We start from the raw sequence: 19,766 nt of genomic DNA, 5'->3' as shown, positions 1-19,766 counted from the left end.
GCGGCGTCGCTGTAGACCAGCTGGCCGCCGCGCTTGCCTGATGGCCTGGCGTGCCAAGGCGTTGACGGATCGAACCAGACGGTCAATGATCGCCGCTCTCGCAGCGACGCGTCGTAGGCAGACCAGTTCATGGTTCGGTAGCGGGTGAGCAGGGGCTTGGACATGCCACTCAGCTATGCCGCTGGACTCGCATTGTGAATCCCGGGCAGGCTTCGTGCAACAACGCCGGGTCCTGCACTAAATTCTTGCTGAACTCACTATGCCGCCTCCAAGCTCAGACATGGGTTCGGCCAATCTGCGGATTGGTTGAATTGCTAGCCTTCCCGGCATCTGCAAATGCTGCCTCGACATCGCCAGAGGAGCTATACAATGCCGACCTATGCCATTGAGGCGCCCCGCGTCCCCGCAATGCCGATCGCGAGTTCGGACGACCTGTTCCCGGTGCGGCGGGTCTATTGCATCGGGCGCAACTACGCAGCGCATGCGATCGAGATGGGACACGACCCGGACCGCGAGCCGCCGTTCTTCTTCCAGAAGAACCCCGATAACCTCGACGCGTCCGGCAGCTTCCCCTACCCCGCCAGGACCTCGGACGTGCACCACGAGATCGAGATGGTCGTGGCGCTCAAGTCGGGCGGCACCGGCATTCCCGTCGAGCAGGCGCTCGACCATGTCTGGGGCTACGGGCTCGGCCTCGACATGACGCGGCGCGACCTGCAGGGCGAGGCGAAGAAGATGGGCCGGCCCTGGGAGATCGGCAAGTCGTTCGAGCGTTCGGCCCCGGTCGGCCCGTTGCATCCGGTGTCCGAGGTCGGCCACCCGTCCGAGGGGCTGATCGAGCTCAAGGTGAACGGCGAGGTCCGGCAGACGGGTGACCTGAACCAGATGATCTGGAAGGTGCCGGAGATGATCTCCTACCTGTCGGACTATTTCGAGCTGGCGGCCGGGGATGTCATCATGACGGGCACGCCGTCCGGCGTTGGCCCGGTCGTGGCGGGCGACACGCTCGCGCTGCATGTCGACGGCCTCGGCGACCTCGACATCCAGGTGGAATAAGCCCGCGCCTTACGGCTTGAGCATCGGAAGGACGCGTTCGTAGACCGCGGTCAGATGGACCCGCATCGCCTCGGCCGCGAGCCCCGCCTCGCCCGCGGTGATCGCGTCGAGGATGATGCGGTGCTCGCGGAAGCTGGCATAGTCGCGCGGCGGTCTCTGCGTCGCGCGTCTCTGGCTCCAGACGACCGTCCGCCGCACGGTGTTCAGCGTCTCGAACAGGAAGACGAGAAGCTTGTTCTGCGTCGCGCGGGCGATCTCCAGATGGAGGCTGTTATCCGCCGCCTCGTAGCCGCGCCAGTCTGCGGCCGCGATGCATTCGTCGATGCGGCCGCCGATCCGCTCGATCTGCGCATCGGTCGCGTGGAGGGCGGCCAGGGAGGCGAGGTTCGGCTCGATCGCGAGGCGCGCCTCGATCACCTGTGCGGGCGTCGTGATGCTGCGCAGGTACTCCGTCTCCGCGATGTTGAGCACCGGGCGGGCGCCGACGAAGGTCCCGCGTCCGACATGCCGCCAGACCAGCCCGGCTGCCTCGAGCGCATCGAGGGGGCGGCGGAGCTGGTTGCGGGTCACGCCGAGGGTCGCGGACAGCTCCCGCTCGGGCGGCAGCTGCGCGTTGTGGCCGTAGCCCCGCTCGACGATCATCGCACGGAGCCGGCCTGACAGATCGCTGGTCCGGGCCACAGGTCCTCCACCCAATCGCAATATTGGTTGTTTGCGCGCGCCCCGCCATCGTGTCTGACTGATCGTCGAAGCGCCAGCTAGCCGTGCCCGGGGAGGGGCCGGCGGCGAAGGATCGCGCGGCGCCTGGGAGGGACGCGGAACATGAGGCTTGCCACGATCATGACCGAGGGGACGGCTCGGTCGGCCATCGTTCTCGAGGACGGCTCATACCTCGACGTCGTCGCTGCGGGCGCCGGGGATCTCGCGTCGGTGCAGGCGATCGTCGAGGGAGGCGCGGACGCTCTGGCGGCGCTGCGCGACCTCGCCGACGCGGCTGAGAAGGGCGACTCCGCCGGGGCGCGCCACGCGGCGGCGGACGCGACGCTGCTGGCGCCTATCCCGAGCCCGCGCAAGAACGTGTTCTGCGTCGGACGCAACTATGCCGAGCACGTCGCCGAGGGGAACCGGGCGCAGAACATCGACCTCGCCCTGCCCGAGCATCCCGTCTTCTTCACCAAGCCGTCGACCGCCGTCATCGGGTCGGGCGCGCCGGTCCCGATCTTTCCGCATGTCTCGACCGCCATCGATTACGAGGTCGAGCTTGCCGTCGTCATCGGCACCGCCGGGCGCGACATCCCGCGCGACCGGGCCTATGACCACGTCTTCGGCTACACGATCCTCAACGACGTGACCGCGCGCGACGTGCAGCGGCGGCATGGCGGGCAGTACTTCAAGGGCAAGGGGCTCGACGGCTCCTGTCCGATCGGCCCCTGGATCGTGACGGCGGACGAGGTCCCAGACCCGGCGAACCTCGCGATCACCACGCGGGTCAACGGGGAGCTGCGCCAGGACGGCAGGACCGGCTCGATGATCTTCGACATCCCGACGCTGATCTCGTCGCTCTCCGAGGGGATGACGCTCGAGCCGGGCGACATCCTCGCGACGGGCACGCCCGAGGGGGTCGGCTACGCGATGACGCCGCCGCGGTTTCTCGCCGATGGCGACGTCGTGTCCTGCGAGATCGAAGGGATCGGACGCCTCGAGAACCCGATCCGTACGGCCTGATCGCTTCCGTTTGTCAGCACGGCAGCGATCCCGACCAGCACGCTGGCAACAGAGGAGGACCCCATGTCCATCAAGAGACGACACCTGTTCGGCCTGGGGGCGGCGGCGCTCGCAGGTGCCACGCTCGCCGCGACCCCGCTCCTGGCGCAGGACATGCGCGAGATCACCTTCGTCCAGCCGAGCCCATCGGCCATCAACTCGTTTCCGGTCTTCGTGGCCATCGGCGAGGGCTATTTCGAGGAAGAGGGCCTGGACGTGACCGTCGAGTCAATCAACGGTTCCGGCGCGGTGCTGCAGGCGCTCTCGTCCGGTCAGGCCATGTTCGGCCGCCCGGGCCCCGGCCCGGTGATCGCCGCCCGCGCGCGTGGGGTCGATGCGGTCTTCATCTACAACGTCGCCGCCCGCAGCAACTTCGGCATCGTGGTGCGCGAGGAGTCGGAGTACCAGGCGCCCGCCGATCTTGCCGGAACGGTCGTCGGAACCGGAACGGCGGATGGCGCCGAGGTGGGCTTTGCCCGCAATGTGCTGACCAGCGCGGACATGGTCGAAGGCGAGGATTATACCCTGCTCACCGTCGGTGACGGCGGCCCGGCCACCGCGGCCTTCGACAGCGGCGAGATCGACGCCTATTCCGCCTCGACCGCCGACGCCGCCATCCTCAACCTGCGCGGCATGAAGGTGCGCGACATCACCCCGCCCGAGTTCGGCCGCTTCTTCGGCAACGGCCTCGCGACGATGGGGGAAACGATCCGCGACGAGCCCGAGCTGGTCGAGAGTTTCGTCCGCGCCTTCGCCAAAGGGCACGCCTTCGCGCTCGACGACGCCAATCGCGAGGCGGTGCTCGAGCATCTGACGTCGGGCAACCCGCAGGAGGGCGAGGATCCGGAGTTTCAGGCGGCCTTGTTCGACGCGGTGCGCTCCAAGACCATCCCCGGCGACGACACCAACCCGATGGGCTACCAACCCCCCGAGGTCTGGGTCGAATGGCAGGACAGCCTGCTCGCGGGCGGCGAGATCGCCGAGCCGCTCGAGGATCTCGAGGCGGCCTATACCAACGAGTTCGCCGCCGCGGCCGCCGAGTCGATGGAGTGATCCTGCTTTCCACAGCCACCCCCGGCACGGCGACCGCCGACAGCCCGCGCGCGCTGGTCTACGAACTTAGCGACGTCGGCAAGACCTATGCCCGCAACAAGGTCGTCGCGCTCGAGAACGTGAGTCTGACGCTTGGCAAGGGGAGCTTCTCGTCGGTGATCGGGTCCAGCGGCTGTGGGAAGTCCACGCTCCTCAAGATCATGGCGGGCCTGATCCCGCCGACGACGGGACGCGTCGTCCTCCAGGGACGCCCGGTCACGGGCGCCCGCCGTGACATCGGGATGATGTTCCAGCAGGCCACGCTGTTCCCCTGGCTTACCACCGTCGAGAACATCGTCCTTCCGATCAGGATCCGCGACGGGCGCGCGGCGGCCGCCAGGGCGCGCGAGCAGGCGCACGACCTGTTGGAGGTGGTGGGCCTCAAGGGGTTCGAGACAGTCTATCCCAACGAGCTGTCGGGCGGCATGGCGCAACGCGCGTCGATCTGCCGGATGCTCATCACTGAGCCGGCCGTCCTGCTTCTGGACGAGCCATTCAGCGCGCTCGACGAGTTGTCCCGCGACTTCATGAACATGGAGCTTCAGCGCATTTGCACTGAGCGCGACGCGACGGCCTTCCTCGTAACCCATTCGATCCCCGAGGCGGTCATCCTGTCGGACCGGGTGCTGGTGATGAAGCCCCGCCCCGGACGGCTTGCCGAGATCGTGGAGATCGACCTGCCGCGGCCCCGGACGCTCGACATGGTCACGACGCCGAAGTTCGGCAAGCTGGTCGACTATATCCGCAACCTCTTGGACAAGGAGGCCGACGCATGACCGCCACGACGGTGACCCCCCGTCTCGAAGAAGATCCGGCGGCTGGCGATACCATCTGGACCGAGCGGACCTCGTGGCTCGACAGCGTGCCGCGGGCGGTCTCCATGGCCGTCGTCTTCGCCGTCTTCGTCGGACTCTGGCAATTCGTGTCATGGCTCGAGGTGGTGTCTCCCATCATTCTGCCGACCCCCGGCGAGACGCTGGCAGACCTGATCTTCGTGGGGCAGAACCTTCTCAGCGGGGGCTACATGCTGCCCGCGCTCTGGATCACCATGAAGGAGGTATTCTACGGCTTCGCGCTGGCGATCTTCCTCGGCTTCTCGCTGGGCGTCCTGGTGGGCGAGACGTCCTTCGGGGAGCGCGCGATCATGCCCTACCTCGTCGCGATCGACACCATGCCCAAGGTCGCCTTCGCGCCGCTCTTCGTGGCCTGGCTAGGCTTCGGGATTGAGTCGAAGGTCGCGCTCGCCGCCTTCATCGCCACCTTTCCGATCATCGTCGGCACCGCGGCCGGCCTGCACGTCGCCGACGAGAACGCGCGGATGCTCTTCAAGACGATGGGGGCGACCCGGATGCAGACGCTGATCCAGATGAAGCTGCCGATGGGCCTGCCACAGATCTTCACCGGCCTGAAGATCGGCGCCGTGGGCGTCATGGCGGGCGCCATCACCGGAGAGTTCCTCGGCGGTGGCAAGGGCTTCGGCGAACTCATCCGCGTCGCGGCATCGCAGCTCAACACCCCGCGCGTCTTCTCTCTGATCCTCTATCTTAGCCTTCTGGGGCTGGCGCTCTTCGCCTCGGTAAGCTGGCTGCAGCGCAAGATCGTGTTCTGGCACAAGGACCGGGTGGGCGAGACCCATGCCTGACGCCGACGCCCCGGTCCCGGTCCCGGTCGCGGCACTCCTCGCCTTTGTCGCCTCCGCGCTGGAGAGCGCGGGCGTGCCGGAGGGCGACGCGGCGCGCGTCGCCGGCCTGATGGTGGAAGCGGATGTTCTCGGCCACGAGACGCACGGCGTCTTCCGCCTTCGTCAGTATCTGGCGCGGCTGCGGGACGGCGGCTGCAACCCCGCAGCCCAGCCGACGATCCTGCGGGAGACGGCGGCGACCGCGCTTCTCGACGGCGACAACGGCCTCGGGCACCTTGCGATGCAGGCCGCCTGCACGCTCGCGATCGAGAAGGCGCGCGGGGTCGGCATCGGCTGGGTCGGTATCCGGCGGGGCAACCATGCGGGGCCACTGTCGCTCTACGTTCGTCCGCAGGCCGCGGCGGGCATGCTGGGGCTGGCCGCCGCGGTCGGCAGCGCGAACCACGTCCCTCCCTTCGGCGGCACCGACCTGCTTCTCGGCACCAATCCGGTCGCGATCTCCGCTCCTACCGAAGGCCCCGACCCCTTCGTGCTCGACATGGCGACGACCGTGGCCGCCATGGGCCGGATCAAGACGCTGGCGCAGCGGGGCGAACTCATGCCGGAAGGCTGGATGGTGGGGCGCGACGGCCGGCCGCTGACCAATCCGAAGCGCCGCGACGAGGGCTTCATGCTGCCGATCGGCGGCGCGAAGGGGTTCGGGCTCTCGGTCGGGCTCGGCCTCCTCGCGGGCATCCTGAACGGCGCGGCCTTCGGGTCGAACGTGGTGGATTTCACGGCCGACACGACGAGCGAAACCAATACCGGCCAGTTCGTTGCTGCCATCGATCCGGCCACCTTCGGCGCCGGCGAAGGCTTCGCCCGGGCCGCCACCGCCGCCTTCGACGAGATGCGGGCGTCCGAGCCGTTGCCGGGGCACGGGGCCGTGCGCCTGCCCGGCGAAGGCAAGGCCGAGATCGCGTCCCGGCGACGCGCCGAAGGACTCCGTCTCGCGCCGTCCCTGCGCGCGGACCTGTCGAAGCTGGCCCGGGAACACGGCTTGGCCGAACTTCTGACCTGACCAGCAGCCGCGGAAGGGCTAGGGATCCGGCAAAGCATCTCCCGTTTCCGCCATGCGCTCGCGCAGGGCCTCCAGCTTGTTGTTCAGGTGCCGGCGCAGGACCTCGGACAAGCGGGGGGCGTCACGCTCCGACAAGGCTTCGGCGATCTCCTCGTGCTCGGCCATGGCCTGGTTCCAGCGATGCGCGCTGACGTTGGCCTGGAACCTACCCCGGCGGACGCGGCCATCGAGGCTGCGCTGCATCAGCTCCAGTGTCGGGTTGCCGGACGCCGACGCGATGCCGAGGTGGATCGCCTCGTTCAGGCGGAAGTACGCCGAGATGTCGCGATTCTCGAAGGCGGTACGCATCCGGACGTGGTCCGACAGAATGGCCGCGATCTGCGCGTCCGAGGCGGCCCGCGCCGCGAGCTCGCCCGCGAGTGCCTCGAGCGCGGCCATGATCGGGAAGGCGTCGCTCAGGTCGGTCTCGGTCAGGACCGCGACGCAGGCCCCGCGATTGGGCGTCAGGGTGACGTAGCCCTCCCGGGCTAGCACCTTGATCGCCTCGCGCAGGGGCGTGCGGCTGACGCCGAACAGCTCGCAGAGGTCGCGTTCATTGATGCGCTCCCCGGGCTCTAGCCGGTCTTCCACGATCATGCTCCGGAGCCGCACGGCGAGCTCATCGTGCAGCGACGCGCGGACGATGGGGCCAGCATCGTTCACGACACAGGCTCCCCGCAGGCGGCGCGCAGGAGCGTCGCCGCATGGACCGGGCGGCGGCCGGTGCCGTCCGCGATCTGGTGGCGGCAGGAGGTTCCGTCCGCGACGATCCAATCCTCCGGCCCCGCGGCGCGGACGGCCGGCAGCAAGGTGAGCTCGCCCATCGCGCGCGAGACCTCCGCCGTCTCGGCCTGGTAGCCGAAGGCGCCGGCCATGCCGCAGCAGGACGAGTCGATGAGGCGGACCTCCAGATCGGGGACGGCCTCGAGCACCCGGGTCACGGGCCCCATCACGTTGGCCGCCTTCTGGTGGCAATGTCCGTGCAGCCAGGCACGGCCGGGCAGCGACCGTAGCGGCAGACGGTCGACGCGGTCGGCGAGGAACTCCTCCAGAAGCTGGACGCGGGCGCCGTCCTCCGCGCTCCAGTCGGGCAGCAGCCGGGGCGCCTCGTCGCGGAAGGTCAAGAGACAGGACGGCTCCAGCCCGACCACGAAGGCGCCCCGGTCGAGCGCGGGCCGCAGCGCCGCCACCGTCCGGACCATCTCGGCGCGGGCCTCCTCGACCAGCCCCGCCGAGAGATACGTGCGGCCGCAGCAGAGCGGGCGCGCGGAGGAGGCGCGGGCATGGCCCACACGCAGGCCCGCAGCCCGCAGGACCGCGACGGCGTCGCGCAGGTGGTCGGGCTCGAACCAGCGGTTGAACGTGTCGGCGAAGAGGATCACCTCCGGCGCGTCGTCGTCGAAGGGCGGTGCGACGAAGGGATCGCGGTTCCACCGGGGCAGCGAGCGCCCGGCGGCCAGCCCCGCGACCCGTTCCGACAACCAGGCCGCGCCGGGCAGCGCATCGCGCGCGTTGGCGAGCCATGGCGCCTTCGCCGCCACGGGTGCGTAGCGCGGCAGGTGGGCGACGAGCCGGTCGCGCAGGCTCAGGCCGTCCTTCGCGACGCGCGCGGCCGTCACCTCCACCTTCATCGCGGCCATGTCCACCGACATCGGGCATTCCCGCTTGCAGGCCTTGCAGGAGACACAGAGCTTCAGCGTCTCGGCCATCTCGTCGGACGTCAGCGCATCGGGTCCGAGCTGCCCTGACAGGGCGAGGCGCAGCGTGTTGGCGCGCCCGCGCGTCAGGTCGCGCTCCTCGCGGGTGACGCGGTAGGAGGGGCACATGGCGCCGCCCGTCAGTTTGCGGCAGGCGCCGTTGTTGTTGCACATCTCCACCGCGCCATGGAGCCCGGCGGGCCACTCGCCCCAGTCGAAGCGCGTCGTCACGGGGTCGCGCGCATAGGCCGGCGGGTAGCGGAACAGGCTGCGGTCGTCCATCTTCGGGGCGCGCACGATTTTGCCGGGATTCAGCACGCCGTCCGGGTCGAAGCGGTCCTTCACCTCCCCGAAGGCGCGGACCATGCGGGCGCCGAACATGCGCTCGTGGAACTCCGAGCGCACGATGCCGTCGCCGTGCTCGCCGGAATGGGAGCCCTTGTATTCGGCGACGATGTCGAACGCCTCCTCGGCGATGGCGCGCAGGGCATGCACGTCCTTGTCCTGCCGCAGGTTGAGGATTGGGCGCACGTGCAGCAGCCCGACCGAGGCATGGGCGTACCAGGTGCCGTCGGTGCCGTGCCGGGCGAAGAGGGCCGTCAAGCGGTCGGTGAAGTCCGGCAGATCCTCCAGCGGAACAGCGCAATCCTCGACGAAAGAGACGGGTTTGCCCTCGCTCCTCATCGACATCATGATGTTGAGACCCTGCGTGCGGACCTCGGTGATCTTGGCCTGCAGCGGTTGCTCCGCCGCGTCGAGGACTCCGCCTTCCTGCCTGCTGCCCCAACGGAATCCGAGATCGGCCATCAGGTCGTGCAGGCTGGCCAGCCGCTCGGCGTTGGCCTTCACGTCGTCGCCCGCGAACTCCACGAGCAGAAGCGCCGCGGGGTCGCCGCGGACGAACTCGTCCAGCGAGGGCGACAGGGCCGGGATCTTGCGGCCGAGCGCGATCATCGTGCGGTCGACCAGCTCGACCGCGTCGGGGCCGAGCGCGACGATGTGCTGCGTGGCGGCCATCGCGTCGCGGAATGTTGGGAAATGGCACACGCCCACGGACTTGTGGCGGGGCAGCGGGGAGAGGACGAGTTCTACCTGCTCGGTCAGGGCGAGCGTGCCTTCGGAGCCGACGAGCAGATGGGCGAGGTTGTTGGTCGGCCCGTCCGGCACCAGCGCGTCGATGTTGTAGCCGCCGACCCGGCGCATCACCTTCGGGAACCGGGCGGCGATCTCCTCGGCCTCGCGCGCGCCGAGAGCGAGCATGTCCCGCACGAGGCCGCCCACGGGATCGCCGGTTCCGGCCATCGCGGCGGCGCGGTCGACCTCGCCGAAGCGCGCGCGGGTGCCGCAGGCCAGCATCGCGTCGATGGCCACGACGTTCTCACGCATCCGGCCGTAGCGGATCGAGCGGCCGCCGCAGGAATTGTTAGCCGCCATCCCGCCGATGGTGGCGCGCGAGGCGGTGGACACATCGACCGGGAACCACAACTCGTGCGACTTGAGCGTCCGGTTCAGGCTGTCGAGGACGAGGCCCGGCTCGACAGTGGCGCGCTTTTCCTCGACGTCGAGGTCGCAGACCGCGTTCAGGTGCCGCGAATAGTCGATGACGATTCCGGAATTGACCGTCTGCCCAGCCTGCGAGGTGCCGCCACCGCGGCCGGTGACGGGGACGCCCGACTCGCGCGCGAAGGCGAGGGTCGCGGCAACGTCGTCGAAGCGGCGCGGCAACACCACCGCCTGGGGCACGATCTGGTAGAAGGACGCGTCGGTCGCGTAGCGCCCGCGGTCGAAGGCATCGGTCAGCACGTCGCCCTCGATCGCAGTCCGGAGTCGCTGCCAGTCTGCCATTCCCGCCTCGCCCGCCAGATATGCCTTGACTTGAATTATGAATTCAAAATTTATTGAAGGCAATGATGACGAGAGCGGGAACGGACAGGCATGCGCAGCGGACGACATTTTCTGCAGATCCCGGGGCCGACCAACGTGCCCGACCGCGTGCTGCGCGCGATGGACTTTCCAACGATCGATCACCGCGGTCCGGCCTTCGCCGAGCTCGGGCGGCGTGTCCTCGACGGGATGAAGCGGATCGTGAAGACCGAGGCCGGACATGTGGTGATCTACCCCGCCTCCGGAACGGGCGCGTGGGAGGCCGCGCTGGTCAACACGCTGTCGCCCGGCGACCGCGTGCTGATGGTCGAAACCGGCCATTTCGCGATGCTCTGGCGCAGGCTCGCCGAGAAGATCGGGCTGGAGCCGGTGCTGGTGCAGTCGAGCTGGCGCACCGGGGTGGACCCTGACGCCCTCGGCTCGGCGCTGTGCGAGCACGGCGACGTGAAGGCGGTCTGCATCGTGCAGAACGAGACCTCGACCGGCTGCGCGACGCTGATCCCTGAAATCAGGGCAGCGATGAACGCGGCCGGCTCCGACGCGCTTCTGATGGTCGACACGATCTCGTCACTGGCGTCGATCGACATGCGGATGGACGAATGGGGCGTCGACGTAGTCGTTGCCGGGTCGCAGAAGGGCCTGATGCTGCCGCCTGGCCTGTCCTTCACCGGCGTCAGCCCGAAGGCGCTGTCGGCACATGCACAGGCACGATCGCCCCGGGCCTATTGGGACTGGTCGGAGATGTTGGCCGCCAACGAGCGAGGCGTGTTCCCCTACACGCCCGCGACGAACCTGCTCTACGGACTCTCGGAAGCCATCGACATGCTGGAAGAGGAGGGGCTCGAGGCGGTGTTCGCGCGCCATGACCGCCTGGCCGAGGCGACGCGTCGGGCGGTTCGCGGCTGGAACCTCGAGATCCTCTGCGAGGAGCCGCGGCACTACTCGAGCTCTCTCACGGCCGTCCTGATGCCCGGCGAGTCGGGCGCGGACGCGCTGCGCGGCGTCATCCTCGAGAACTTCGACATGTCGCTCGGCGCGGGCCTGTCGAAGATGACCGACCGGATATTCCGCATCGGCCATCTGGGCGACTTCAACGAGCTCATGCTGATGGGGACGCTGTCGGGCGTCGAGATGGGGCTCGCCATCGCCGGCGTGCCGCACGAGCCAGACGGGGCACGCGCGGCGATGGAGTATCTGATTGAGACGGCGGGCGGGGGAGCCTGAGCTCGCGTGTCGCACTGAAATCGAAACGGGAGGAACGGACATGAGATACGTCAGCGCGATCGCCGCGATGCTGCTCGCCACGGGATCGGCCTCGGCGCAGCATGAGTTGCGATTCGGTCACGTAGGCGAGCCCGGCTCGCTTTTCGAGGCATCCGCCAACCACTTCGTCGAGGTGGCCAACGAGAAGCTCGGCGACGATTACGAGGTCGTGGCCTACGGCGCGTCCCAACTCGGCGGCGACCAGGAACTGCTGCAGAAACTGAAGCTCGGACAGGTCATGTTCGCCCTGCCCTCCTCAGTCATGTCCTCCGTGTCGCCCGAGTTCGGCGTCTTCGAGATGCCCTACATCATCCAGGACCGCAACCATATCCAGGCCGTCTCGGACACCATGCTCGACGAGGTGTTCAACCCTGCGGCCGAGGCGCAGGGCTACCGGATCCTCGCCTTCTGGGAGAACGGCTTCCGGCAGATCACGAACAACGTCCGCCCGATCACCGTCCCCGAGGATCTGCAAGGCATCAAGCTGCGCACGCCGCAGGGCGAATGGCGCCTGAAGATGTTCCAGCAATACGGCGCCAACCCGACGCCGATGGCATTCGCCGACGTGTTCACGGCGCTGCAGACGGGCGTGATCGACGGGCAGGAGAACCCCTACGCGCAGATCGCCTCCGCCAAGTTTCAGGAGGTGCAGGAGTACCTCTCGATCACCGACCACGTCTACACGCCCGCCTTCGTGCTGACCGCCGAACGGACCTTCTCGGCGCTTCCCGAGGAGGTGCAGCAAGCGCTGACGGAGGCCGCGCAGGAGACCCAAGCCTACGTCTACGAGACGGCGGAACAGCTTGAGACCGACCTTCTGGCGGTGATCGAGGAGGCCGGCGTCGCGGTCAACGAGGCCGACAAGGATGCTTTCGTGACCGCCTCGCAGCCGATCTACGACGACTTCGCCGCCACCGTCGAAGGAGGCGAGGCTCTCGTGACGCAGGTCCGCGACCTGTCCGGCGGCGCCACGAACTGACGACCCCGGCGGGCGGCGCTTCCGGCCGCCGCCCGCCACACGTCCTGCCCCATCTCGCCACGCCCCGCGCCGCCCGACCGCTTCCCGTCCCTCAGGAGTCCCAGATGCGCAAGGCATCCCGCATGCTCGGTCTCGTCCTCGAATGGGTCCTGATCGTCCAGATGATCGCTCTGACCGCAGTCGTCGTCTACGCCGTGATCTCCCGCAAGCTCGGCGCCTCGCTGAGCTGGTACGACGAGATCGCCGCGATCCAGCTTTGCTGGATCACCTATTACGGGGCCGCCCTTGCCGCCCTGAAGCGCAAGCATATCGGCTTCGACGGCGTGCTCCTGTCGCTGCCTCCGGGGTTGCGCGCGGCCGGCATCGTCGTGGCGGAGGCGCTCGTCCTCGGCTTCTTCGCGCTCCTCGCCTGGTCCGGCTGGCAGGTCCTCGTGATCCTCGACGGGATGAACCTCGTCAGCCTGACCTTCGTCCCGGTCCAGTTCACGCAGTCGGTTATTCCGATCGGCGCCGTTCTCTTCATGATCGCCTCGATCCTGTCGCTGCCGCACTACTGGCACGAGACGATGGCCGGCCGCTCGTTCGAACATCCCGAAGTCGTGCCCGAGACCGTTCCGGGCGCCCGCGTGGAGACCCGACCTTGATCATCCTCGCCATCTTCGTGGCCCTCGTGGCGATGATCCTGCTGAACGTCCCGATCGCTGTGGCCCTCGCGATTTGCGGCGTCATCGGGATCGTGTCCTACGAGGGAACGGCCGCGCTCATCTCGATCGGGCTCGACATGTATTCCGGCGCGTCCTCGTTCTCGCTGATCGCGATCCCGATGTTTGTGCTGGCGGGCGCCATCATGAACGCGGCCGGCATCACCCGGCGGCTGATCGAGTTCGTCTCGGCGCTGATCGGCTTCGTGCGGGGCGGCCTCGCGATGGTCAATGTCGGCGTGTCGCTGTTCTTCGCGGAGATTTCGGGCTCGGCGGTGGCGGACGTGGCGGCCATGGGCTCGGTGATGATCCCCGAGATGAAGCGGCGCGGCTACTCGGCGCCCTTCGCGGCCGCCGTCACCTCGTCTTCCGCCTCGCTCGCCATCATCATCCCGCCCTCTATCCCGATGATCCTCTACGGCGTTAGCTCGGGCGCCTCGATCGAGCAGCTCTTCCTCGCCGGACTGGTCCCTGGCCTGATCGGCGCGGCAGGCATGATGGGGCTCTGCTGGTTATTCGCGCGCCGCTACGACCTGCCGCGGGAAGAAGCGTTCAACGTGCCGCGCCTCAAGTCGACCTTCGTCGCGGCGCTGCCGACCTTCGTACTTCCGGTGGTGATCCTCGGCGGCATCTTCGGCGGGCTCTTCACCGCGACCGAGGCGGCTGGCGTCGCGGTCATCGCGTCCATCGTGGTCGGGTTGTGGTACCGCGAGACGGACTTCGGCGAGCTCAAGCGTTCGATGCTCGACGGGGCGATCCAGACGGCGGTGGTGATGCTGCTGGTCGCCGCCTCGGTGCTCATGGGCGGCTTCCTGACACGGGCGCAGCTTCCCCAAGAGCTGGCCAACGGGCTCCTCGAGCTGACAGACAACCGCTGGGTGATCCTCGCGATTCTGAACGTCTTCTTCCTCGTGATCGGGTTCTTCCTGCACTCGGCGGCGGCGATCATCCTGGTCGTGCCGATCGTGGTTCCCCTGATCTCGGTCGTGGGCATCGACCCGGTGCATTTCGGCCTGATCGTGACGCTCAATCTCGCCATCGGCCAGCAGACGCCGCCGGTCGCCAGCGTGCTGATCACCGCCTGCTCCATCGCGAAGGCCAACATCTGGGACGTGTCCAAGGCCAACCTAGGCTTCGTCGGCGTCCTCCTCTTCGTCCTGTTGCTCTGCACCTACGTGGAGCCGATCCCGATGTACCTTGTGGAGATGGTCTACCGATGAACGAGACGTCCTACACGGTTCGCGACGGCATCGGTACGTTCTCCTTCGAGCGTCCGGAAAGCCGCAACGCGCTGACCTTCGCGATGTACGACGCGGTGCGCGAGACCTGCTCGACCCTGCCACAGGACGGGTCGGTCAAGGCGCTGATCCTGCGCGGGGCGGGCGGCAAAGCCTTCGCGGCGGGCACCGACATGAAGCAGTTTCGTGCGTTCGAGACAGCCGAGGACGCTTGGGCCTACGAGGAGCGGATCGAGGCGGTCCTCGAAGCGGTCGAACGTTGCCCGGTCCCGACGATCGCCGCCATCGCCGGCGCCTGCACAGGCGGCGGCGCGGGGATCGCGGCAGCCTGCGACATCCGCATCGCCACGCCCGCCCTGCGGTTCGGCTTCCCGATCGCGCGGACGCTGGGCAATTGCCTCTCCGTGTCCAACCTCGCCCGCCTCAGGGGGCTGATCGGGCACGGCCGGGTCACGGAGCTGCTGCTGACGGCCCGCCTCGTCGGGGCCGAGGAGGCGCTGGCCGCGGGGCTCGTCTCCGAGATCGTCGACGACGCGGACGTCCGCGCCGCGGAACTCGCCACGACCCTTTCGGCTCACGCACCCTTGACGATGCGGGCCACCAAGGAGGGCCTGCGCCGCCTGAAGGTCGCGGGCCGCGTCGACGACCGCGATCTCGTGGCGCTCTGCTACACCAGCCGCGACTTCAAGGAAGGGATCGAGGCCTTCCTCGGCAAGCGCCAGCCGATGTGGACGGGAACATGAGCGGCCCGCTGGCGGGCGTGCGCGTCGTCGAGCTTGCGCATATCATGGCCGGTCCGGTCTGCGGCCTGATGCTGGCCGACATGGGCGCCGACGTCATCAAGGTCGAGAAGCCTGAGGGTGACGACAGCCGGCGCTTCGTGCCCCCCGAGATCGGCGGCGAGAGCGCGGCCTTCATGATGATGAACCGCAACAAGCGCGGCATCGTCCTCGATCTGAAGGACGATGAAGACCGTGCCGCCTTCCTCAACCTGATCCGCGACGCCGACATCCTCATCGAGAACCACCGCAAGGGAACGATGGAGAAGCTCGGGCTGGGGGCGGAGGTGCTCGCTTCGGCGAACTCCGCGCTCATCCATGTCGAGATATCGGGCTTCGGGCGCACCGGGCCCTATGCCGACCGAGGCGGCTTCGACCTTATCGCGCAGGCGATGAGCGGTCTCATGTCGATCACCGGCGAGGGCGAAGGACGCGCGCCCGTCAAGTCCGGCGCGCCGATCTCCGACATCACCGCCGGCATCCTCGCCGCCATGGGCGCGCTGGCCGCCTACACCTACAGATTGAAAACCGGGAAGGGCCAGCGCGTCGATACGTCGCTCTTCGAGGCCGGGATCGTGCAGACCTACTGGCAGTCCGCGATCGCGCTCGCCACGGGAACGGCACCGGGGCCGATGGGCTCAGCCCACCCGCTGAACGCGCCCTATCAGGCCTTCGCGACTGCCGACGGATGGATCTGCGTCGGCGCCGCAAACCAGCGCAACTGGGAGCGCCTCCTCGTGCTGCTCGAGGTGCCGGAACTCGCTGAAGATCCCCGCTTCGCCACCAACCGCGACCGGATGGAGAACCGCGTCGAGCTCGAGGCTGCGTTGACCGCCATCCTCACGCTGAAAGATACAGCGACCTGGCTCGCGGCCATGGAGCGAGGAGGCGTCCCTGCGGGGCCCGTCCTTGACATCCGGCAGATGCATGCCGATCCGCAGACGCGGGCGCGCGACATGGTCGTCGCCCTCGACCATCCAACGGCCGGGCGGGTGGAAACGCTCGGCCTGCCGGTGAAATTCTCGAGGACCCCCGGGAGCATCCGCTGCCCAGCCCCTCGCTTGGGCGAGCATGCTGCCGCTACGTTCGAGGCAGGCGATGGCAACACCAATGGCAACTAAGACGTGACATCCGGAGCTCGCAGCACTGCTACGCCCTGCGGAACGTTACCTGTCTTAGAAGCACAATCTGTTTGAATAGCCTCATGTTTCTCAGACGCCTTCGGGTCTCGTTCTCTGCTGCCGTTCGAACTCGACGGGTGACAGCATCCCGTTCCTCGCGTGCTTGCGCTTTGGATTGTAGAACATCTCGATGTAATCGAACACGTCCTGTCGAGCTTCTTCGCGGTTCCGGCAGGTGCGCCGCCTGATCCGCTCGCGCATGAGCAGGTTGAAGAAGCTCTCGGCAACGGCGTTGTCATGGCAGATCCCGCGACGGCTCATCGAGTGCTCGAGATCATGGGCCTGAAGGAACGCGGCCCAGTCCATGCTGGTGAACTGGCCGGAGTTAAACGAAACGAGCTTCCTTGAGAACCTGCCACGAGACACAACAAGGGCGAATGAGGCCGACGGCGGCACAGAGGAAAGCGAGGTGTCCCTCCCAACATCTGCGGCAGCGGGGCGGATCCAGGAACAGTTTCAAACTCTCAGTGCGCTTGACCCGCAACCTCGCGGAACTCTTCTCTGCGTACCGTCTCGCGCCTCGAACCTCGTTCCGACTACGCGGCGAGCAGATCGACGACAGTTTCAAACTTGGCGGTCAGACCTACCTTGTCGAGGCAAAATGAGCAATCGGTAGGCTACCCGGTCCGCGGGGAGCCTATGGTTCCGGTCGATCATCACTTTGCGCTCGGCAGAAGACCTGTCCTCCCGAGCGCGGTCCTCGAGCTTACGAACTTCCGAAGCGCCGACCACCGGCTCGTTCGATCCCACGGCCATCGCTCCTCCTTGGTCCATCAATCGGCGCCATCGGAATAGTAGGTTCGGGGCGACGCCGTTTCGCTTCGCGACAGCAAAGACGGACTCCCCCGGCACAAGGCTCTCCTCGATGATGCGCAACTTCTCTCCCGCCGGCCAGTAGCGCCGTCCGGAGATGCCGGTGATGACCTCTACGCAGCGGGTATCGCCGTTGGGTATAAGCATGTCCTCAAGCATAGGCTTGAGCCTTCCATGATCATGCCGGACTGTTCGGTCGAAATAGGGGGCGGTCCACGCAGGAAGCCCCCTTGAGCAGCTGCGAGCGCCATTGCGTGATCTGGTTGGGATGAAAATCGAACCGTTCGGCCAGCTCAACCAGAGTTCGCCTGCCCTTGATGGCCGCAAGCGCCACCTTCGCCTTGAGAGCCGAACTGCGGTTCCGGCGCGGTCGTCTCGTCATGGTTTCTCCTCGCTCTCAGCTTCATGCCGATGTCGCGTGGATCATCCACTCATAGCCCATGTTCAGATTTCTCGAGCCACCTCTGTCAGGTCCGGAGGCCTGCGCGGAGACCGTCGCATGGCCGAGCCGGCGTGTCGGAACCAACGTTGCCATGTCGGCGAGCGCCGGCTCGGGCTCCGAGGGATCGTTCTTCCGGGCGATGCGCTCCGTCTGGACCATGCTCTCGTGCGGGAGCGCCACCGGTCCGCCGGGCGCATGAGCGGTCATCTTCGGACCCTAGCCCGCCCTCGCGACGCCGGCCTACGCGGCGCCACCCGAAAACGCGCCGGTCACCAGCGCCGCGACCAGGACGAAGCGGAGGATCAGGGAAGCCGTTTGCAGGGCGATGGCCAGCTTGTGACGCATGATTGCTCACGCTTGCCGAAGCGCGACGGGCCGGAAGGACCCGTCACGGATGGCTCCTGTCGCTCGGCGCGCACCGTGGCCTGCCGACCGTTTTCGGTCATCGGGATGAATTCGGCCTCACAGCCCCGCGCCTCCCGCTCACGCACAGCTTCCGCCGGCCTTTTGTCGTATCGACACGGGGTTTCCGCCACCGGGCGGCCCCGCCGCCATGCGCGGCTTTTGGCGCATCAGCGCTGCGATGCACGCGGCGGGCCGAACGTCGAACTAGGCGCATCGGGCGCCGCGTGCTTTCCTCCGCGCAGGCCCGGGGAGTGTCGGGCCGGTTTTTCGGAGGAATGGTAAAGTGCAGATGCATCGAAAGCGCGAGAGGCGCATCGGAGACTTGCGTCCGTATGGGTTAGCGAGTGTCCTCACCTCTCTCTGGGTCGCGGTCGCGGGGTCGGCCTCGGCATCGACGCTGTTGCTCGGCGAGGTCGTGCTCGACGGCCTCGCCAATCCCCGCGGCATGGTCGTCGGCTCCGACGGCTGGCTCTACGTCGCGGAGGCCGGGTCGGGCGGCGACGGTGCCTCGATCACCGGCGGTGACGGCGCGACGCTGCGCTACGGCGACACCGGCGCGGTCACGCGCTACCGAAACGGCGTGCGGGAAAACGTCGCGGTCGACCTGCCCTCGCTCGCGTCGGATGGCGGCTTCGGCGCGACCGGGGCCCATGACGTCGCCTTCCACGAGGGCGAACTCCACGTCGTCTTCGGGTTCGGCGGCGATCCAAACCAGCGCGGCGCCCTGGCCGGGGCGCATCCCGATGCCGCCCTGCTCGGTCAGGTCGGGCGCGTATCGGGCGGAAGCGTGGCCCCGGTCGCCGACATCGCGAGCCTCGAGCTCGACGGGGGGCCGGACGACGACGCCGACAGCAACCCGTTCAGCCTGGTCGCGGGCCCGGACGGTCTCGTCGTCAGCGATGCGGGCGGCAACGACATCGTCGCCATCGGCGCGGACGGGTCGGTCGCGCCGGTCGCCGTGCTTTCGCCGGAGCCGAACCCCCTGCCCTTCGGCCCGCCGGTCTATCAGGCGGTCCCGACCGGGATCGCGGCGGGCCCGGACGGCACCCTGGCGATCGCGCAGCTGACCGGCTTCCCGTTCCCGGAAGGTGCGGCGAACGTCTTCGGCCTCGCCCCGGACGGAAGCCTCGACACGCTCGCGGGGGGCTTTACCAACCTCATCGACGTGGCCTTCGGCGCGGACGGATCGCTCTTCGCGCTGGAAACCGACAGCGATTCCCTCCTCAATCCGGGCACGACCGGCGCGCTCTACGAACTCTTCGCGGACGGGTCGCGCGCGCTTCTCTTGGACGGCATCGAAAGCCCGACGGGCCTCGCCCTCGGGCCGGAAGGGACGTTCTACGTCGCAACCAACGGCCTGTCGCCTACCGGAGGGCAGGTGGTTGCGCTGAACCCGGCTCCGGCGCCGATACCCCTGCCGGCCGGCCTGCCGATGCTCGCGGCGGGCCTCGCCGGCCTCGGGCTCCTGCGGCGGCGGCGTTGAGGAAGACCCGGGGCGGGGTCGCGGTCCCGCCCCGGCAGACCAAGCAGTCCCCGACCGCATCCGTCGTGGGCGCTGGCGACATGTCGAAGGGCCATGTCAGCCGCCTCTGCGTCGAGATCGACGAGCGCGTGAACGCCTTGCTCTCCCGGCCGCTGAAGAGGGTCTGGCACGCGCCATTGGGCTTGAACCGTGTATGGATGGCCCCTTGGCAAGAGCTTTGTTTGATCCGGCATCTGGTCGGTCGCGTC

At 68.1% G+C, this 19,766-nt stretch carries 17 protein-coding genes and 4 pseudogenes; 13 read left to right on the top strand and 8 right to left on the bottom strand.

Annotation, left to right across the window (positions count from 1 at the left end; all coding sequences use genetic code 11):
• Positions 1-164 (bottom strand): annotated as a pseudogene (locus tag Q1B08_RS19445) (IS5/IS1182 family transposase); the annotation flags it as partial.
• Positions 165-369: 205 nt separating this feature from the next.
• Here Q1B08_RS19445 and Q1B08_RS19440 point away from each other — a divergent pair.
• Entirely contained in the window at positions 370-1,056 is a 687-nt protein-coding gene (locus Q1B08_RS19440) for a fumarylacetoacetate hydrolase family protein (RefSeq protein ID WP_299822485.1), read from the top strand.
• 9 nt (positions 1,057-1,065) lie between these two features.
• Here the strand turns inward: Q1B08_RS19440 and Q1B08_RS19435 are convergent, their stop codons facing one another.
• Positions 1,066-1,737 carry an FCD domain-containing protein gene (locus Q1B08_RS19435; RefSeq protein ID WP_299822481.1) on the bottom strand — a complete coding sequence of 224 codons (672 nt, stop codon included), beginning with the start codon at positions 1,735-1,737 and terminating at the stop codon, positions 1,066-1,068.
• A gap of 141 nt (positions 1,738-1,878) precedes the next feature.
• Here Q1B08_RS19435 and Q1B08_RS19430 point away from each other — a divergent pair, with 141 nt between their 5' ends.
• From Q1B08_RS19430 to Q1B08_RS19410, 5 genes are all read left to right on the top strand, one after another.
• Entirely contained in the window at positions 1,879-2,781 is a 903-nt protein-coding gene (locus Q1B08_RS19430) for a fumarylacetoacetate hydrolase family protein (protein ID WP_299822478.1), read from the top strand.
• A 63-nt stretch (positions 2,782-2,844) separates the two neighbouring features.
• Positions 2,845-3,873, top strand: coding sequence for an ABC transporter substrate-binding protein (locus Q1B08_RS19425; protein WP_299822475.1), 1,029 nt, complete (start codon positions 2,845-2,847; stop codon positions 3,871-3,873).
• Positions 3,873-4,688 carry an ABC transporter ATP-binding protein gene (locus Q1B08_RS19420; protein WP_299822488.1) on the top strand — a complete coding sequence of 272 codons (816 nt, stop codon included), beginning with the start codon at positions 3,873-3,875 and terminating at the stop codon, positions 4,686-4,688. Before Q1B08_RS19425 ends, Q1B08_RS19420 begins: the two co-directional genes overlap by 1 nt.
• Positions 4,685-5,554, top strand: a complete 870-nt coding sequence (locus tag Q1B08_RS19415; RefSeq protein WP_299822473.1) for an ABC transporter permease — start codon at positions 4,685-4,687, stop codon at positions 5,552-5,554. The genes Q1B08_RS19420 and Q1B08_RS19415 overlap by 4 nt, the downstream gene beginning before the upstream one ends.
• Positions 5,547-6,614 carry an Ldh family oxidoreductase gene (locus Q1B08_RS19410; protein WP_299822470.1) on the top strand — a complete coding sequence of 356 codons (1,068 nt, stop codon included), beginning with the start codon at positions 5,547-5,549 and terminating at the stop codon, positions 6,612-6,614. The genes Q1B08_RS19415 and Q1B08_RS19410 overlap by 8 nt, the downstream gene beginning before the upstream one ends.
• Before the next feature lie 18 nt (positions 6,615-6,632).
• Here the strand turns inward: Q1B08_RS19410 and Q1B08_RS19405 are convergent, their stop codons facing one another.
• Both Q1B08_RS19405 and Q1B08_RS19400 read right to left on the bottom strand, forming a co-directional pair.
• The gene (locus Q1B08_RS19405) at positions 6,633-7,316 is read right to left on the bottom strand and encodes a GntR family transcriptional regulator (RefSeq protein WP_299822467.1); all 684 of its coding nucleotides are present in this window, start codon (positions 7,314-7,316) and stop codon (positions 6,633-6,635) included.
• Positions 7,313-10,195, bottom strand: a complete 2,883-nt coding sequence (locus Q1B08_RS19400; protein WP_299822464.1) for an FAD-binding and (Fe-S)-binding domain-containing protein — start codon at positions 10,193-10,195, stop codon at positions 7,313-7,315. Before Q1B08_RS19400 ends, Q1B08_RS19405 begins: the two co-directional genes overlap by 4 nt.
• A 90-nt stretch (positions 10,196-10,285) precedes the next feature.
• On the opposite strand from Q1B08_RS19400, the gene Q1B08_RS19395 reads away from it, so the two are divergent.
• The 6 genes from Q1B08_RS19395 (at position 10,286) to Q1B08_RS19370 (ending at position 16,315) form a co-directional block, all read left to right on the top strand.
• A complete protein-coding gene (locus Q1B08_RS19395; protein ID WP_299822461.1) occupies positions 10,286-11,458 on the top strand; it encodes an aminotransferase class V-fold PLP-dependent enzyme in 1,173 nt (390 codons plus the stop codon).
• A gap of 40 nt (positions 11,459-11,498) precedes the next feature.
• Positions 11,499-12,476, top strand: a complete 978-nt coding sequence (locus tag Q1B08_RS19390; protein WP_299822458.1) for a TRAP transporter substrate-binding protein — start codon at positions 11,499-11,501, stop codon at positions 12,474-12,476.
• A gap of 104 nt (positions 12,477-12,580) precedes the next feature.
• Positions 12,581-13,120 carry a TRAP transporter small permease gene (locus Q1B08_RS19385; RefSeq protein ID WP_299822455.1) on the top strand — a complete coding sequence of 180 codons (540 nt, stop codon included), beginning with the start codon at positions 12,581-12,583 and terminating at the stop codon, positions 13,118-13,120.
• Complete coding sequence (locus Q1B08_RS19380; protein WP_299822453.1) at positions 13,117-14,397, top strand: TRAP transporter large permease; 1,281 nt, start codon at positions 13,117-13,119, stop codon at positions 14,395-14,397. The genes Q1B08_RS19385 and Q1B08_RS19380 overlap by 4 nt, the downstream gene beginning before the upstream one ends.
• Positions 14,394-15,158, top strand: a complete 765-nt coding sequence (locus Q1B08_RS19375; protein WP_299822450.1) for an enoyl-CoA hydratase — start codon at positions 14,394-14,396, stop codon at positions 15,156-15,158. The genes Q1B08_RS19380 and Q1B08_RS19375 overlap by 4 nt, the downstream gene beginning before the upstream one ends.
• Complete coding sequence (locus Q1B08_RS19370; RefSeq protein WP_299822446.1) at positions 15,155-16,315, top strand: CoA transferase; 1,161 nt, start codon at positions 15,155-15,157, stop codon at positions 16,313-16,315. Before Q1B08_RS19375 ends, Q1B08_RS19370 begins: the two co-directional genes overlap by 4 nt.
• Before the next feature lie 90 nt (positions 16,316-16,405).
• Here Q1B08_RS19370 and Q1B08_RS19365 read toward each other — a convergent pair.
• The 4 genes and pseudogenes from Q1B08_RS19365 to Q1B08_RS19350 all read right to left on the bottom strand — a co-directional run.
• Positions 16,406-16,693 (bottom strand): annotated as a pseudogene (locus Q1B08_RS19365) (IS3 family transposase); the annotation flags it as partial.
• Positions 16,694-17,059: 366 nt separating this feature from the next.
• Positions 17,060-17,335: pseudogene (locus tag Q1B08_RS19360) on the bottom strand (transposase); the annotation flags it as partial.
• Between the two features lie 67 nt (positions 17,336-17,402).
• A pseudogene (locus Q1B08_RS19355) lies at positions 17,403-17,570 on the bottom strand (transposase); the annotation flags it as partial.
• Positions 17,571-17,591: 21 nt separating this feature from the next.
• The gene (locus Q1B08_RS19350; protein WP_299822444.1) at positions 17,592-17,837 is read right to left on the bottom strand and encodes a hypothetical protein; all 246 of its coding nucleotides are present in this window, start codon (positions 17,835-17,837) and stop codon (positions 17,592-17,594) included.
• A gap of 598 nt (positions 17,838-18,435) precedes the next feature.
• Here Q1B08_RS19350 and Q1B08_RS19345 point away from each other — a divergent pair.
• Positions 18,436-19,518 carry a ScyD/ScyE family protein gene (locus tag Q1B08_RS19345; protein WP_299822442.1) on the top strand — a complete coding sequence of 361 codons (1,083 nt, stop codon included), beginning with the start codon at positions 18,436-18,438 and terminating at the stop codon, positions 19,516-19,518.
• The last annotated feature ends 248 nt before the right edge of the window (positions 19,519-19,766 follow it).

The organism is uncultured Jannaschia sp. (genome assembly GCF_947494025.1).
Lineage (GTDB): Bacteria > Pseudomonadota > Alphaproteobacteria > Rhodobacterales > Rhodobacteraceae > Jannaschia.
The sequence above is the reverse complement of the archived record's forward strand: the minus strand, read 5'-3'. Positions and strand labels throughout refer to the sequence as shown.

Coding starts and splice junctions, on each gene's coding strand:
- Q1B08_RS19440 (WP_299822485.1), top strand. CDS start 370: ATGCCGACCTATGCCATTGAGGCGCCCCGCGTCCCCGCAATGCCGATC.
- Q1B08_RS19430 (WP_299822478.1), top strand. CDS start 1,879: ATGAGGCTTGCCACGATCATGACCGAGGGGACGGCTCGGTCGGCCATC.
- Q1B08_RS19425 (WP_299822475.1), top strand. CDS start 2,845: ATGTCCATCAAGAGACGACACCTGTTCGGCCTGGGGGCGGCGGCGCTC.
- Q1B08_RS19415 (WP_299822473.1), top strand. CDS start 4,685: ATGACCGCCACGACGGTGACCCCCCGTCTCGAAGAAGATCCGGCGGCT.
- Q1B08_RS19410 (WP_299822470.1), top strand. CDS start 5,547: ATGCCTGACGCCGACGCCCCGGTCCCGGTCCCGGTCGCGGCACTCCTC.
- Q1B08_RS19400 (WP_299822464.1), bottom strand. CDS start 10,195: ATGGCAGACTGGCAGCGACTCCGGACTGCGATCGAGGGCGACGTGCTG.
- Q1B08_RS19395 (WP_299822461.1), top strand. CDS start 10,286: ATGCGCAGCGGACGACATTTTCTGCAGATCCCGGGGCCGACCAACGTG.
- Q1B08_RS19390 (WP_299822458.1), top strand. CDS start 11,499: ATGAGATACGTCAGCGCGATCGCCGCGATGCTGCTCGCCACGGGATCG.
- Q1B08_RS19385 (WP_299822455.1), top strand. CDS start 12,581: ATGCGCAAGGCATCCCGCATGCTCGGTCTCGTCCTCGAATGGGTCCTG.
- Q1B08_RS19375 (WP_299822450.1), top strand. CDS start 14,394: ATGAACGAGACGTCCTACACGGTTCGCGACGGCATCGGTACGTTCTCC.
- Q1B08_RS19370 (WP_299822446.1), top strand. CDS start 15,155: ATGAGCGGCCCGCTGGCGGGCGTGCGCGTCGTCGAGCTTGCGCATATC.
- Q1B08_RS19350 (WP_299822444.1), bottom strand. CDS start 17,837: ATGACCGCTCATGCGCCCGGCGGACCGGTGGCGCTCCCGCACGAGAGC.